The 14423-nt window shown below is 71.0% G+C and carries 13 protein-coding genes and 1 pseudogene; 9 read left to right on the top strand and 5 right to left on the bottom strand.

All coding sequences use genetic code 11. The features are described 5' to 3' along the window. Positions 1–18: 18 nt before the first annotated feature. The 4 genes from OG883_RS41805 (at position 19) to OG883_RS41820 (ending at position 5010) form a co-directional block, all read left to right on the top strand. The gene (locus OG883_RS41805; RefSeq protein ID WP_266552803.1) at positions 19–438 is read left to right on the top strand and encodes a TadE/TadG family type IV pilus assembly protein; all 420 of its coding nucleotides are present in this window, start codon (positions 19–21) and stop codon (positions 436–438) included. Further along, on the top strand, positions 435–893 hold the full coding sequence (locus OG883_RS41810; RefSeq protein ID WP_266552805.1) for a TadE/TadG family type IV pilus assembly protein: 459 nt from the start codon (positions 435–437) through the stop codon (positions 891–893). Before OG883_RS41805 ends, OG883_RS41810 begins: the two co-directional genes overlap by 4 nt. A 62-nt stretch (positions 894–955) precedes the next feature. Continuing rightward, positions 956–1342 carry a hypothetical protein gene (locus OG883_RS41815; RefSeq protein ID WP_266552808.1) on the top strand — a complete coding sequence of 129 codons (387 nt, stop codon included), beginning with the start codon at positions 956–958 and terminating at the stop codon, positions 1340–1342. An 8-nt stretch (positions 1343–1350) separates the two neighbouring features. Continuing rightward, entirely contained in the window at positions 1351–5010 is a 3660-nt protein-coding gene (locus OG883_RS41820; RefSeq protein WP_266552811.1) for a LysM peptidoglycan-binding domain-containing protein, read from the top strand. 451 nt (positions 5011–5461) lie between these two features. Here OG883_RS41820 and OG883_RS41825 read toward each other — a convergent pair whose 3' ends face one another. From OG883_RS41825 to OG883_RS41835, 3 genes are all read right to left on the bottom strand, one after another. Beyond that, the gene (locus tag OG883_RS41825; RefSeq protein ID WP_266552814.1) at positions 5462–6247 is read right to left on the bottom strand and encodes a sulfite exporter TauE/SafE family protein; all 786 of its coding nucleotides are present in this window, start codon (positions 6245–6247) and stop codon (positions 5462–5464) included. Positions 6248–6323: 76 nt separating this feature from the next. Continuing rightward, positions 6324–7043 carry a cation transporter gene (locus OG883_RS41830; RefSeq protein ID WP_266552817.1) on the bottom strand — a complete coding sequence of 240 codons (720 nt, stop codon included), beginning with the start codon at positions 7041–7043 and terminating at the stop codon, positions 6324–6326. Continuing rightward, positions 7043–7378: a helix-turn-helix transcriptional regulator gene (locus tag OG883_RS41835; protein WP_266552820.1), complete on the bottom strand. Its 336-nt coding sequence runs from the start codon at positions 7376–7378 to the stop codon at positions 7043–7045. The genes OG883_RS41830 and OG883_RS41835 overlap by 1 nt, the downstream gene beginning before the upstream one ends. A 136-nt stretch (positions 7379–7514) precedes the next feature. On the opposite strand from OG883_RS41835, the gene OG883_RS41840 reads away from it, so the two are divergent. Beyond that, on the top strand, positions 7515–8780 hold the full coding sequence (locus OG883_RS41840; RefSeq protein ID WP_266552823.1) for an APC family permease: 1266 nt from the start codon (positions 7515–7517) through the stop codon (positions 8778–8780). 146 nt (positions 8781–8926) lie between these two features. Here the strand turns inward: OG883_RS41840 and OG883_RS41845 are convergent, their stop codons facing one another. Beyond that, entirely contained in the window at positions 8927–9409 is a 483-nt protein-coding gene (locus OG883_RS41845; protein ID WP_266552826.1) for an ArsI/CadI family heavy metal resistance metalloenzyme, read from the bottom strand. Between the two features lie 80 nt (positions 9410–9489). Between OG883_RS41845 and OG883_RS41850 the strand changes: the two genes are divergently transcribed. Together OG883_RS41850 and OG883_RS41855 are read left to right on the top strand one after the other, a co-directional pair. Beyond that, positions 9490–9882, top strand: coding sequence for a helix-turn-helix transcriptional regulator (locus OG883_RS41850; RefSeq protein ID WP_266552829.1), 393 nt, complete (start codon positions 9490–9492; stop codon positions 9880–9882). A 29-nt stretch (positions 9883–9911) separates the two neighbouring features. Continuing rightward, positions 9912–10247, top strand: a pseudogene (locus tag OG883_RS41855) (arsenic resistance protein); the annotation flags it as partial. A gap of 442 nt (positions 10248–10689) precedes the next feature. On the opposite strand, the gene OG883_RS41860 reads toward OG883_RS41855, so the two are convergent. Further along, a complete protein-coding gene (locus OG883_RS41860; protein WP_266552832.1) occupies positions 10690–11097 on the bottom strand; it encodes a RidA family protein in 408 nt (135 codons plus the stop codon). A 349-nt stretch (positions 11098–11446) separates the two neighbouring features. Here OG883_RS41860 and OG883_RS41865 point away from each other — a divergent pair, with 349 nt between their 5' ends. Together OG883_RS41865 and OG883_RS41870 are read left to right on the top strand one after the other, a co-directional pair. Further along, positions 11447–13366, top strand: a complete 1920-nt coding sequence (locus tag OG883_RS41865) for a hypothetical protein (protein WP_266552846.1) — start codon at positions 11447–11449, stop codon at positions 13364–13366. 156 nt (positions 13367–13522) lie between these two features. After that, positions 13523–14413, top strand: coding sequence for a tetratricopeptide repeat protein (locus OG883_RS41870; protein WP_266552849.1), 891 nt, complete (start codon positions 13523–13525; stop codon positions 14411–14413). The last annotated feature ends 10 nt before the right edge of the window (positions 14414–14423 follow it).

Raw genomic sequence — 14423 nt, forward strand, 5'->3', positions numbered from 1 at the left:
GAGAAGGGGGGAGCGGCGGTGAACCGCACCATCAGAAGGCTCGTAGCCGCGCGCTTTCGCCAACGGCTCAGCAGTGACCGCGGCTTCGGCAGTGTGGAGTTCGCGGTCCTGGCCGTCGTCGTGCTCGCGCTGATCTTTACCGTCATCCAGGTCGGCCTGTACTACCACGCACGTAAGGTCGCCCAGTCCGCCGCGCGTCAGGGCGTGGAGGCCGGGCGCGCTTTCGGCGCCGGCGAGGACGATGGTGTCGCCCAGGCGCAGACGTTTTTGAACCGGTTCGGCGGCAGCGTGCAGGGCTCGAGCGTGTCCTCGGCCGGCAGTACCGCGGAGGAGATCCGCATCACCGTGCGCGGCAGCGTCGCCACCCTCGTCCCTGGCCTGGAGCTGGACGTCGTCCAGCACGCCGACGCTCCGATCGAAGTCTGGACGAACCCGTGAGTGCCCGTACCTACGGTCTACGGCTGGCGCGGGGTCTTCGCCGCGACCGGGGATCCTATGCAGTGGAGACGGCGGTCCTCGCACCGGTGATGATCGCTCTGCTGCTGCTGATGATCGCGTTTGGCCGGGTGACCGACGCCGACGGCGCCGTGGACTCCGCAGCCCGCGCGGCCGCCAGGGCCGCATCGCTCGAACGCGACGCCGGCAGCGCCCAGTCCGAGGCTCAGGCGGCGGCCAGCAGAAGCCTGCAGGGCGAGGGCATCACCTGCCAGACCTCCAGCGTGGTGGTGGACACCGCCGGCTATGCGCTGGACATCGGAGTGGAAGCCAACGTGACGGCGACGATCGCCTGCACAGCCGATCTCTCCGACATCGGCCTGCCGGGCCTGCCCGGCGCCAAGACGCTCACCGCGTCATGGACCAGCCCCATCGACACCTACAGGGGCCGACAATGATGCCCTGGGTTCAGGATTTCGCGGACCGGCGGTGTGCGGCACTGTCCGCCAGCCGCGGTTCCATGTCCACCTTCTTCGCCGTCTCCACCCTCGCGATCCTCATGGTGATGGGCCTGCTCGTGGACGGCGCCGGCGCGCTGAACGCGGGCAACCGGGTCACCTCGCTCGCCCAGGAGGCTGCCCGCACCGCCGGCCAGCAGCTCGACCCGGCCCAGGCGGTCGAGGGCACCGCCATCACGATCGACCCCGACGCGGCGGTCGGCGCGGCCCAGGACTACCTCGCCGCCGCCAACGTCCAGGGCGACGTGCAGATCACAAACGGCGGGCAGACCCTGACCGTCACCGTGCACGACACCTATGACACGTACTTCGCACAGTTCGTGGGCAAGTCAACGATCAACGTGACCGGCACCGCAAAAGCACACCTGCAGACCCAAGCTGGAGGCTGAGCCACCCCATGGCCCACCACACCCCCACCCCGCTGCGCGCCACTGGCACCTTGCTGCGGGCCCTGCTCGGAACGGCCCTTCTGGTGGCCCTGGTCGGCGGCGTCCCGTACCTGCTGCTCAAAGTGGGCCACCAGCCGACCGAACTGTCCGGCGGCTTCGACCTGCTGATGCAGCAGGACGACGGATCACTGTTCCTGGTCGTCCTGACCTGCATCGGCTGGGCTGGATGGGCCGCGTTCACGTTCTCCGTCCTGGTCGAGAGCGTGGCCGTACTACGCCGGCGCTCCGCACCCAAGATCAAGGGCCTGGGCGGCCTGCAGTCCCTCGCTTCTTTCCTCATCGGCGGAATTGTGCTGCTCGCCCCCACCGCCGCGTCGGCAGCCACCGTGACGCCCGCGGTCGCGGCGACCGCCGTGCAGACGGTGGGCGAGGCAGGCACCAGCGCGACGCCGAGCGGGAATCTGACCACGGCGGCCGAGGAAGCCGACTGGCCCCAGCACACCGTGGCATCCACCTCCGAGCTGCCCTGGGACCTGGCGGAGGAGTACCTCGGTGACGGCAAGCGGTGGAAGGACATCGCCGCCCTCAACCCCGAGATCCCGCAACTCGCCGCTGGCGACCAGTATTTGCCCAAGGGTGCGGTCCTCAAGCTGCCCGCCGACGCCCGGCCCGTCGCCCCCGCCACCAGCCCCGCACCCACAGCGAGCAAGAGCCCGGCCGCGGAGGTGAAGCCCCCGACGCCGCCTGCGCAAGACGAGGCCGGTAGGCAGGACCAGGCCGACGGTGACAGGACTGCCGCCACCGATGCTGAGCGGCCCGAGAGCGTCACCGTCCAGGAGGGCGACAGCCTCTGGTCGATCGCGGACACGTACGGCGAGCCGACGCAATGGCCCGCCATCTACGACGCCAACAAGGGTGAAGGCCAGCCGGGCGGTGGCCACTTCAACGACCCGAACCTAATCTACCCGGGCCAGGAGCTGGACCTCCCGCAGACCGGCGAACAGCCAGAGAAGCCCGCAGCTTCCGACAAGGAGAGCGACGACGCGCCGGAGGCCGAGCCGGACAACAAAATCCCGGACAGGCATGAGGACCAGGCCGAGCAGTCGGCACCGCCGCCTGCGACACCGAACCCGTCCCGTACGACAGAGCCGTCCCCCAACTCCAGCAGCACGCCCACGCCCGCGCCGAGCACCCAAGACAGCGGCCGCGACCAGACGCCCGCCGCGCAGCAGAGGGAGGAGGGAGGGCAGGCACTCGCGCCCGCAGCCGTATGGATGGGCGCCGGCGCCCTGGCAGCCGCGCTGGTGACAACGCTCGCCACTCGCCGGATCCTGCAGCAGCGCCGCCGCCGCCCGGGCTGGCGCATCCCCATGCCGCAAGGACGCGCCGCCGCGACCGAGCAGGGTCTGCGGGCCGCCCAGCACCCCACCGGCTTCGACCTGCTGGGCACCGCCCTGCGCTGCCTCGCCCTCAACCTCGCCGCCGCCGGCCGGGAACTGCCCGTCCTCGAGGCAGTTGTCCTGCACGAGTCGAAGGTCGAGCTGCACCTGGACCAGGACACCGCGCCAATGAAGCCCTTCGCCGCAACGGCCGGCCGCAAGGACGTATGGACCTGCGCCGCGAGCAGCCCCGACCTGACCGAAGAAGTCCTGAAGGACGCCGACACTCCGTACCCGGCTCTGGTCTCGATCGGCTGGGACGCCCAAGGCCGCCTGGTCCTGGTCGACCTCGAGCATGTCGGCATCCTTCACCTGGCCGGCGACGCCGACTTCGCCCGCCACGTCCTGCAGGCCATCGCCGTTGAGCTCGCCAGCACCCCGCTACCCGGTCACCTGGAAGTCACCGCCCTCGCAGACACCGCACCCGGCCTGGACGACGCCGCCCCCGAACGGGTCGCCCGCATCGACGACCTCACCGACGCCACCGCCGACATCGCCAGCCACACCACCGACCAGCGCCGCGCCCTGGCCGCCATCGGCGCGAGCAGCCTGCGCGCCGCCCGGCTGATGGACGACGCCGGCGGCGCCTGGACGCCGCACATCCTCCTGGCCCAGGAGGTGCCCGACGACGACACCGTCACCGAGCTCTTCGACACGCTCACCGAGAAGCCCCGCACCGCCGGCGCCGTCATCACATCCAGCACCACCATCCAGGCGCCCGCTGAGGCCTGGACGCTGGAATGCCAGAGCACGGACGAGTGGATCATGCTGCCCGGCTCCAACCTTCCCATTCGCCTGCAGGGCCTGAGCGACGCCCACTTCGCCGACGCCATCGAACTGCTCACCCTCGCCGCGAGCGACACCGACGTCCCCGCCCCCGACTGGACCCGCACCGACCCGGTCGACGAAGAGGACGAGCTCGCCGAAGACGGCGGCCTTCGCCAGGACGTGCGTGTCGACGACCAAGACCTGGGCGAGGACGGTCTGCCCGCCGAATACGCCGAACTCAAGCAGGACGCCCTGGCAGACGAGGACACGGACGCCGGCGAAATCGGCGCTGCCGAAGCTCCAGAGGCCAGCGACGAAAACCCCGCCCGGGTAGTCGACTTGGCCAAGACGGACACGGACGAGAACACCAAGACAAAGGACGCGGCACCTACGGCTGGGCCCTCGCTTGCCGACGTGCTGGCGACCGAAGACGACGACGCTGACGGTGACGCTGCTGCCAAAGACACCGCGGAAGGGCAGGCTGCACCGAGCGCGACGGCTCCGCCGACAGCCGGCCCCGCCGAAGTCGCGCTCGCCCCAGCCACGCCCTGCGCAACCCCCACGCCGCCAGCTGTTCACGTCACCATTCCCGCACCCGCCCCGGCCGCCGAAGTCGAGCCCGCCGACAGCCCGAAGCCAGCGGCACAGCAGGCGCCTCCCACGGCGGCGCCCGATCTGCCGGTCGAGACCGCGGACTCAGGCACTCCGGCCGTGCTGCTGCTCGGCCCCATCAGCGTCGAAGGCGCCACCGGCCGCATCGACTCCAACCGCCTCAGCATCGGCACCGAACTGATCGCCTACCTCGCCCTCAACCCCGGCGTCGACCACCACGCCATCGACGACGCCCTCTGGCCGGGGCGCCTGGTCAACAAGCAGATGCGCAACGCCGTCATCTCCCGCACCCGCTCCTGGCTGGGCAAGGACACCGACAACAACGCCCACCTGCCCCGTGTCCAGGACACCGGAGACAGCCGGTACCGCCTCGGCCCGGCCGTCGCCTGCGACTGGACACGATTCCAGCGCTTCGCCCGCACCGGCCTGGCCCGCCACGACGAAGACGGCGACCTCGCCCTGCGCCGTGCACTCGCCCTGGTCCGGGGCCGGCCCTTCACCGGCATCGACCCACAGCGCTACGCCTGGGCCGAGCCGCTCATCCAGGAGATGGTCTCGGCCGTCGTGGACGTCGCGTACGAGCTGTCCACCCGCCGCCGGGAAGCCGACGACATCCCCGGCGCCCTGTGGGCGGCCCGCCGCGGCCTGCTCGCCGCCGAGGAGAGCGAGATGCTGCACCGCCAGATCTTCCTCGCCCACCACGCCGCAGGCGACATCGACGCCCTGCGCGAAGCTGCCGCCCAGCTCGTCCGCATCAACGAACAGCTCGGCGGCGGCGTCGACATGGAAGCCGAGACCGCCGAACTCCTGCGGAACCTGCTGCCCCGCCCGATCACCCGCGCCCGCTGATCTGGGTTCCGCGATTTCGTAAGCAATTCCGAGTGACCATGAGCACTGATCGAGCATTTCCGCACGATCATGAGCAGTGGCTTCCTTGAGTAGTTGTCGGTTGTCAGCCAGTTCTGCTCCACCGCCTGCCAAAGCCGCGTCACAGCTGCCGCCTTCAGGGCCCGCAGGACCGCACGCTGACGGCGCCCTTCGCCTCGCAACAACCGTCGACCAGCGCCTTGTAGGGTCGAGCCTCGACTCTTCATGTCGAGGCCACTTCCTCGACTCCGGCCACTAACCGCCTAGATCCCGCCCGCGCCGTCCGTCATCTCCCGTTGTGTATCCGCTCCAGGACCGCAGCCATAGCGACGTAGAGGGCTGGAGGGCCGAGACCTCCTGATCGGGCTGCTGTCCCGGATCCCGGCCGCAACATAGCTCCGTAGGGCGGTGGAACCCGGCTCTTGGGACACGATCAGCGGACGGTCTGCACCAGGTAGAGGGCGCCAAGTGCTGTGGCCAGCGTGCCGAGGAGGACGCGCAGAGCCGTTTCGGGGAGGTGTGGTTGGAGGCGGGCGCCGAGGTAGCCGCCGATCAGGCCGCCGATGCCGCAGGCGAGGCCCAGGGGCCAGTCCGGTGCTACGTCCCCGCGACTGACCAGGGACAGCAGCGCGAAGGTGGCCGCGCCGACGAGTGAAGTCGCGAACGTGGAGGCAAGGGCGGCCGGGGCGACGCGGGCGACCGGCAGGCCGCGGCCGACGAGGAGCGGTCCGAGGAGCGAGCCGCCGCCGATTCCGTAGATCCCGCCGATGATGCCCACGGCCACAGCGAGCCCTGTGAGGGTACGGGCGGACGGTTCACCTGCGACGGCCCGCTCGGGCACCGGACGCAGGGTGCGTGCGCACAGCCACAGGCCGAGCGGGAGGAGGAGGGCTGCGATGAGGAGCCGGAAGACGGTGGGGCCGGGGAGGGCGAAGACCCGGATGGCGGCGCCGAGTACCACTCCTGGCAGGGTGCCGGCCACCAGGCGCCGGGTGAGCGGTCCGCGCAGGGTGCCTGTCCGGCTGTAGCGCCACAGGGCACCCGGTCCGGTGATGCCGTTGAAGAGGAGGTTGGTCGGGGTGACCGCGGGGTTTGGTACGCCGAAGACGCTCAGTTGGACCGGGAGGAGGAACACCGCTCCGGACACCCCGACCGGCGCGGTCATCGTCGCGATCAGCAGCCCTGCGGCCAGACCTCCCAGAGCCGTCCACCAGTCCACCGTTGCCCCCGCTCGTCTGTTGCCGGACCAGTATCAGGGCGCCCGCCGACGGCGTGGCTGGTCGGCAACGAGATGTTCATGAGCAGCAAGTGCAGCCCGGTCGGCAGCCGCATGCGTCTGCCTCGCCGCCCGAGGGCGGCACGGCGGAGACGGAGTGGGCGGAGGGTGCGCAGCATCCTTTGCCTTGCCAGGCGTCGCGGCCTTCCTTCGCCGCGATGACGGCGATGACGAGGGCGGCGATCGGGTCGGCCCAGGACCAGTTGAGGGTGGCGTTGAGTACCAGGCCCACGAGGAGGACGGCGGAGAGGTAGGTGCAGAGCAGGGTTTGCTTGGAGTCGGCGACCGCGGAGGCGGAGCCGAGTTCCCGGCCGGCGCGGCGCTGGGCGGCGGAGAGGAACGGCATGATCGCCAGAGACAGGGCTGCGATGACGATGCCCGGGATGGAGCGGTCAGCCTCGCCGGTACCGGTCAGCGCGCGGACGGCGTCGATGCCGACGTAGGCGGCGAGGGCGAAGAAGGAGACGGCGATGATCCGCAGCGTGGTCTTCTCCCGGGCCTCGCGCAGGGCGTGGTCACGGGCGGAGAACTGCCAGGCGACCGCCGCGGCGGAGGACACCTCGATGACGGAGTCCAGGCCGAAGCCGACCAGCGCGGTGGAGGAGGCGATCGTCCCGGCCGTGATCGCGACGACCGCCTCGATCGCGTTGTAGGTGATCGTGGCCGCGACCAGCAGCCGTATGCGGCGGGTGAGCACGTCGCGGCGGGCCGGGCTCGGCCCGAGGGATATCGCGGTCATCAGCAGCAGCCCTGTGTGGCGGCGTCGGGGCAGGTCTTGTCCGACTCGACGGCGACCACGGCGGCGAGCAGCTGCTCCAGGGCGTGGCCGAGGCGTTCGTCGGCGAGCTCGTAGCGGGTGCGGCGCCCGTCGGGCACGGTGACGACGAGGCCGCAGTCGCGCAGGCAGGCCAGATGGTTGGAGAGCCGGGTCCGCGAGACGCCGAGCGCGTCGGCGAGGTCGGAGGGGTAGGCCGGCGCCTCGCGCAGCGCGAGGAGGATCCGGCAGCGGATCGGGTCGGCGAGCGCGCGGCCGAACCGCGCCAGCACCTCGATGTCGGGAGCGAGAGTCAGCACCTTTCAAACGGTACAGCTTTCGCTGAATTCACGAAAGCGTGGATTATTGGCTCCGGCGGGACACCTTGCTCCGCTACGGTGCGCCGAGATCTTGTGTGCGGGCATTCGGCAGCGGGCTGCCGCGAAGGGGTGGGCGATGAACGCGGTGGGGGCTTCGGCCGGTGGCGGCGAGTTGAGGCGGCGCCTTGGGGTGTCCGATGCCGTGCTGATCGGGCTGGGGTCGATGATCGGGGCGGGCATCTTCGCCGCGCTCGCTCCGGCGGCGAAGGCGGCCGGGTCCGGACTGCTTCTCGGGCTCGTTCTCGCCGCAGTGGTCGCGTACTGCAACGCGACGTCTTCGGCGCGGCTGGCCGCCCGATACCCGGCCTCCGGCGGCACCTACGTCTACGGCCGCGAGCGCCTCGGTGACTTCTGGGGCTACCTGGCCGGCTGGGCGTTCGTCGTCGGCAAGACCGCCTCCTGCGCGGCCATGGCCCTGACCGTGGGCACCTACGCCTGGCCCGGCCAGGCCCACACGGTCGCGGTGGCTGCCGTGGTGGCGCTGACCGCGCTCAACTACTCCGGTGTGCAGAAGAGCGCACGGCTGACCCGCGTCATTGTCGCCCTTGTCCTGGCGGTCCTCGCCGCGGTGGTCACCGCCTGCCTGACCGGGGGAACCGCCGAGGCTGCCCGGCTGGACATCGGCACGGACGCCACGGCAGGCGGTGTTCTGCAGGCGGCCGGGCTGCTGTTCTTCGCCTTCGCCGGCTACGCCCGCATCGCCACCCTCGGCGAAGAGGTCCGCGACCCGGCCCGCACCATCCCCCGCGCGATCCCACTCGCCCTGGCCATCACCCTCGTCGTCTACGCCTGCGTGGCGGTCGCGGTCCTGTCGGTGCTCGGGCCCGACCGGCTCGCCCACGCCACCGAACCGCTCACCGAGGCCGCACGGGCGGCGGGCGTTCCCGACTTGGCCCCTGTCGTGCGCGTCGGAGCGGCCGTCGCGGCCCTCGGGTCCCTGCTCGCGCTGATCCTCGGGGTCTCCCGCACCACGCTGGCCATGGCCCGCGACCGCCATCTGCCCCACACCTTGGCTGCGGTCCATCCACGCTTCGGCGTACCGCATCACGCCGAACTCGCCGTCGGAGCGGTTGTCGCCATCGCCGCCGCCACCGTCGACGTGCGCGGCGCGATCGGCTTCTCATCCTTCGGCGTCTTGGCCTACTACGCCATCGCCAACGCCGCCGCCTACAACCTCACCCCAGCCGAGGGCCTTCCGCCGCGCGCCGTCCCCGTCCTCGGCCTGGCCGGCTGCGCGGTCCTCGCGTTCGCCCTGCCGCTGACCTCCGTCATCTCCGGAGCCGCCGTCCTGGCCGTCGGCGCCGCCGTCTACGGCGCACGAAAGTCCCGTGCCCGCAGCTAACCGGCGCTTACCTTCACCCGCCCTGGCGCGGCCGGAGCACTGGCCGGCGGCGCACGGTCGGCCCGTTCCCGGTGCACCCTGGCAAACGGCCTCGGCCTGACGGGACCCGGGCCCTCGCGGATCAGCGGATTGGCAGGTCGCTGGTCTCAGCTGCCGCAGGCACAGCCTGCGGCAGCCGGCGCGGACGCTGTTGTCCCGGCGGTCTCGCTCTGCCCGGAACAGCAGGCGTCGCCGCCCAGAGCGGGGCTCTTGCCCAGCTGGTAGGCGTCGGCCTTGACGACGTAGACCTCCCACGGCTCCTTGCCGGGGCCGTGGACCCACACCTTGTCCTGGAGGGCGTAGCAGCAGGACGTGTCGTTCTCCTCGAAGGTGGCGAGGCCGGCGTCCTTGAGGCGGGCAGTGGCGGCGGTGACTTCGTCGGTGGTGTCGACCTCGACGCCGAGGTGGTCCAGGCGGGTCTCCTGGCCGGGCTCGCCCTCAATGAGGACGAGCTTGAGCGGCGGGGTGGTGATGGCAAAGTTCGCGTAGCAGGGGCGGCGCTTGGCGGGTTCGACGCCGAACAGCTTGGAGTAGAAGGCGACCGACGCTTCGAGGTCGGCGACGTTGAGCGCGAGCTGAGCACGGGACATGACGGTCTCCCCAATCGAGTTGCATTGATGCCTGTCGATACAACCTTGCGCCTTGGATAGAAAAACGTCAACATAGAAGCATGTCGAAACAAGAGCTTGTGGTGCTCGGCCAGGACGGGGACGGCGGATGCTGCCCCACGCTGCTGGCCGCGCCGCTTGACGAGGATGAGGCCGCCGATCTGGCGAAGGTGTTCAAGGCGCTGGGCGACCCGGTGCGGCTGAGGCTGCTGTCGATGATCGCGTCCCGTGCGGGCGGGGAGATCTGCGTCTGCGATCTGACCCCGGCCTTCGAGCTGTCCCAGCCGACGATCTCCCACCACCTCAAGCTGCTGAAGCAGGCCGGGCTGATCGACTCCGAGCGGCGCGGGACGTGGGTGTACTACCGGCTGCTGCCCGAAACGACCGACCGGCTCGCTGCCGTCCTGACCCGCCCCGGCGCCCCGGTCGCCGAACCTGCCGGGGCCGCATCGTGAGCGGGGCTACTGCCACTGCGGCCGGGCCGATGGCCGGACGGCTGTCGTTCTGGACCGGTTCCTGGCCGTGTGGATCCTGCTCGCGGTGGCCGTCGGGTCTCGGCCTGGGCCGCCTCGTTCCCGGCCTGGGGGACGCGCTCGCGAAGGTCACCGTCACCGGCGTCTCACTGCCGATCGCGCTCGGCCTGCTCGTGATGATGTGCCCGGTCCTCGCCAAGGTCCGCTACGACCGCCTGGACACGGTTACCGGCGACCGGCGCCTGCTCATCACGTCCCTGCTCCTGAACTGGATCGTCGGACCGGCGCTGATGTTCGCGCTCGCCTGGGGTTTCCTGCCGGACCTGCCCGAGTACCGCACCGGCCTCGGGTGTGTGGCTTTATCGAGCAGTAGTTGACGTCACTTGTCGATGGGTTTGGGAGGCGCCCAAAACCACGGTCGGGTGATGTTGATGAGTTTGGGTTCTGGCTCAACTTCTGTGGTGGGGCCCGCTGCTGGGCGGATTGCGAAAGCTAGCGCTCTGAAAGCGGCACGTCAGTGGGGCGGCTGCACACGGCAACGCACCGAGGCGCGGCGCAGCTCCACAGAAGTTGAGCCAGAACCTGAGTTTGGGAGGCATGGCGGCTCTTGCCAGGGCAGCATCGGGATGCACGGCCCCCGCCGAATACGGCAGCACTGGGGACCGGATCCTACGAGCCCGAGCCGAGGATCCTGCAAAGGCCGGCTGACCGCAGCCTACGTTCCTCGATGGCCAGCCGTCCTGGCGGACGCCTGGCCATCCCGCGTTTGCGGTGTCCTTGGAAGATGTCTCAATCGAGCACGGCGGCGACGGCCTCGATCTCGACGAGTTGGTCCTTGTAACCGAGCACGGTGACGCCCATCAACGTGCTGGGGACGTCATGGTCAGCGAACGAGTCCCGGACAACCTGCCAGGCGGCCACCAGGTCCTCCCGCCGGGCCGATGCGACGAGAACCCGTGTGCTAATGACGTCCTGGAGTGACGCGCCTGAGACAGTAAGAGCGGCCTGCATGTTCTCGATGGCTTTTGCCGCTTGGCCCTCGTAGTCCCCGATCGCTGCTGTGGAGCCGTCATCGTTCAGCGGACACGCCCCTGCAAGGAAGATCAGGCGTGACTCGGCGGGCGCCGTGGCCGCGTAGGCGTACTCGGCGACGTCGGACAGGGCGGTGGAGCGGATCAAAGTGATGGCACGAGCCACGGTCGTGGGGTCCTTTCCCCTCGGGGGTTCAGCGCGGACATCCTGTCAACGGCCAGTTGGCTTCCGCCTTCCCTTTTCTCGCCGCCCCGCGAGAACGCCGTCACTTCTGCTCGACATTCACGAACCGCATGATCACCAACTGACTCCGGAACCAGTCGACAAACGCTGTTCCTAGATGCCCGGTCTCTGCCGGAGCCAGCGAAAGCCTCTGCTGCACGAGTGGGGCCAACTCGAGCCGCCCGGGCGGGGCCGAACGACATCGCAGCCAATGACGTGTACGCGGGTGAGGGCCGGTTGCGCCTGGGCTGAGGGCCTTGTCCCACCGCGAGTCGGCGGGGATCATGACCGCGTGCAGCACCGAGAGGAACTCCACGAACTGCTCCCATGCGCCGGACTCACGGTCGTCGAGGACATGCGCCCGGGCAGCCTGTTCCCGCCGGAGGCCGGCTGGCGGATCGCGCGGGGGATCGCGGCGCCGGACGGCGCGGTCCGGGAGGCGCTCGACGCCGCGTGGTGGCGCCGCCTTGCAGATGCCGACGGCGAGTTCCTGGTGGCCGTCCTCGGACATCGGATCGGCGGCAACGACTCCTGGTGGACCCGGGTCCGCTACGCCGGCGGCGGTGTGCCGGGGCTGACCGGCGACCCCGGGTTCGTGGCGCTCTCCCTCGATGGGCAGGTGCTGCTGGCGGAGGTGCCCGGCGCGGACGGGCCTCGGGTGACGGCCCTCGACCGACTGTCAGAGCGGCTGGATGAGGCCGCCGCGGCCGCCGGGCGCGAGACGGAGGTCGAGCGCGCCGAGGTGTGGGCGGCGGTGCCCCGCCGACACGCGTGGCCTTTGCACTGGGCGGAGGGGATCGGGTCCAATCCGGCCGCGACGGACGAGCTGCTGATCCGGCTGCTGGATGTGGAGGTGGGCTTCCTGCACGGATGCGACCGGCCCGCCGTCCTCGACGCCGCCGTGGCGCATCCCGATCCGCGGGTGCGCTCAAGGCCCGCGGACACCTTCCGGCCCAAGCTCACGTCCGACCAGTGGGTACGCCTGGTCCGCGCCGAACCGTCGCCGAGCCGGCGCGTGCTCTGGGCCGAGCATGCCTGCGCCTGGGGCGTCGAACTCCCCGGGGACCTGTACGACGACCTCCTCGCTGGCCCGTCCCACGCTCAGGCCGCCGAACTCCCGGGGCTCCCCGCACACCACCTCCCCAGCCTCGCGGCCGACGCCGATCCCCGGGTGCGGGCGACTGCCTGCGCCCGGTGGGAAGACCTCGCCGCGCCGCTGCGGGCGCGACTGCTGGCCGACACCGACGACGCGGTGCGTACGGCGGCGCTGCTCGCCCACCACACCGGCGTCCCCATGCCTCGCGAGGTCTTTGCCGCGCTGCCCGCGCCCCGGCGCGCGCTCGAACAGTGCCGTCTCTCGCCCGAGCTGGAGGCGGAGCTGGTCCGGGACGGGGACGCGGAGGTACGCCGAGCGCTGGCCGCCAACCCGCGGCTCAGTGCACACAGCGTCGCCGTCCTGGCGGAGGACCCATACGACGACATCCGCTCGGCGGTGGCACTGCGGCCCGACCTCAACGAGGAGCAGCGTGCCGCGGTGCGCTACGACTTCGACCCGACGTCGATGTCGCGCACTCTGCCCTGGGTCGAGGGCCTGCACGGTGACGCCGACGCGATGCGCCGCCTCGCCGTATCGTCCCATCCGCTCATCCGCCGAAGCGTGGCCCGTGCCCGGCATCTTCCACCGGACGTCGTGGAGCGTCTGGCGCGGGACGAGGACCGGACGGTCCGCCTGTTCCTCGCCGAATCGTGCGATGACGCGCCGGCCGAGATGCTGCTGGAGGTCTGGCGCTGGTGGGACGGCAGTTTCACTCACCCCGACCGCCCTCGCAGCCACCCCAACTTCCCCCGTACGGGACTGCTGCGCTACGCCGGCGACCCCGGTGGGCGGATGCGCCGCCTGGCCCTGGACGATCCGGAGTCCACGCCTGCCGACGTCGCACGTCTCGCCCGCGACCCAGAAGCCGAGGTGCGCCGCCGCGCGGCCGAGGACACCCGGCTGTCACCGGCCGACGCGGTGCGGCTGCTGAACGACCCAGCAGCCCACGTCCGCGGGACCGCGATGCGCAATCTGCGGCTGCCGGCCCGCGTCCTTGCCGGGCTGCTGCACGACCGCGACACGGCATGCGCGGCGGTCACCAATCCCGCGATCCCGGTCCCCGTCCTGCACCGCATCATGGCCGCGGCCGCGGCAGCCGTGGCAGCCCGGCGCTGAACACCGCCACCCCGCAGGGCGGCCGTGGCGGTCTGACCCTGAACTCCGGCACACCCCCGCCCGGGCGGCTCGAGTGAAGCGCTCGGCTGGCTCAAGGGCGAGCGCGCGAACCTCACCGCTGCCGCCCAGACCTTCTCCGGGAGCCACCCGGACGTCGTGGTACGCATCGCTTTCGACCTCGTGTATCGCCTCTTCCAGTGGCGCTACTTCGACGACGGAACCGCTGTGGCGGAGGCGGCGCTGGCAGTGGTCGACGGTCACGGAACGACGAGCGACAGGGGCGGGCTCCACACCATCCTCGGCATGGCGCTGTTCGGGGCCGGGCGGCGGGCGGAGGCTGTCGCCGCGACACAAGAGTCCATCAGGATCTACCGGGAACTCGCCCGGGACCAGCCTGACGCCGAACCCCTGGTGGGACGTTCCCTTGCGAACCTCGGCATCCAGGAGCCCGATCCGGAAAGGCGCCGGGTGGCCGCCGAGGAGGCCGTGTCCATCGGACGCCGATGGGCACGCGGGGACGACCCCGCACTTCCCGAGGTGGAACTCGCGGGAGCACTGCACAACCTCAGCGTTGCGCTCGCGGACCTGGGCCGGCACTCGGAGGCCGTCGCCCCCGCTCAGGAAGCCATGGAGATCCGCAGACGCCAGGCACAGGCGGCCCCGGGAGCCTTCCAGAGGTACTTCGCCGACCTGTTGATCCATCTCAGTGCGAAGCTGTTGGAGGCGGGCCGACCGGAAGACGCCGTGCTGCGGGCCGCGGAGGGCGTGGACGTCTTCAGGCAGCTGGCCGCAGAGGATCTCAGGGCGCACGAGCACGCCCTTTGCGACGCCCTCGCACGGCTCGGGCTCGCTTTCGTCGCCGGCGGGCGCACCGAGGAGGCTCGCGAACTCCACGCACAGGCGATGGCACTGGCGGCGCGACTCGGTGAGAACGCCGAGGTAACCGCGGTGCTGACCGAAATCACCCGCGCTCTCCCGCCTGCTGCCGAGAGAGGCGGACTATGGCACCGCATTGCCAAGACGCGCCGGGGCAGACGGAGTACGTGACACTCACCGA

The sequence above is a fragment of the Streptomyces sp. NBC_01142 genome (assembly GCF_026341125.1).
GTDB lineage: Bacteria > Actinomycetota > Actinomycetes > Streptomycetales > Streptomycetaceae > Streptomyces.

Bases quoted from the DNA above. Each gene is read 5' to 3' on its own strand.
- OG883_RS41845 (WP_266552826.1), bottom strand. From the start codon at position 9,409: ATGTCCCGTGCTCAGCTCGCGCTCAACGTCGCCGACCTCGAAGCGTCG.
- OG883_RS41830 (WP_266552817.1), bottom strand. From the start codon at position 7,043: ATGACCGCGATATCCCTCGGGCCGAGCCCGGCCCGCCGCGACGTGCTC.
- OG883_RS41820 (WP_266552811.1), top strand. From the start codon at position 1,351: ATGGCCCACCACACCCCCACCCCGCTGCGCGCCACTGGCACCTTGCTG.
- OG883_RS41815 (WP_266552808.1), top strand. From the start codon at position 956: ATGTCCACCTTCTTCGCCGTCTCCACCCTCGCGATCCTCATGGTGATG.
- OG883_RS41850 (WP_266552829.1), top strand. From the start codon at position 9,490: ATGTCGAAACAAGAGCTTGTGGTGCTCGGCCAGGACGGGGACGGCGGA.
- OG883_RS41840 (WP_266552823.1), top strand. From the start codon at position 7,515: ATGAACGCGGTGGGGGCTTCGGCCGGTGGCGGCGAGTTGAGGCGGCGC.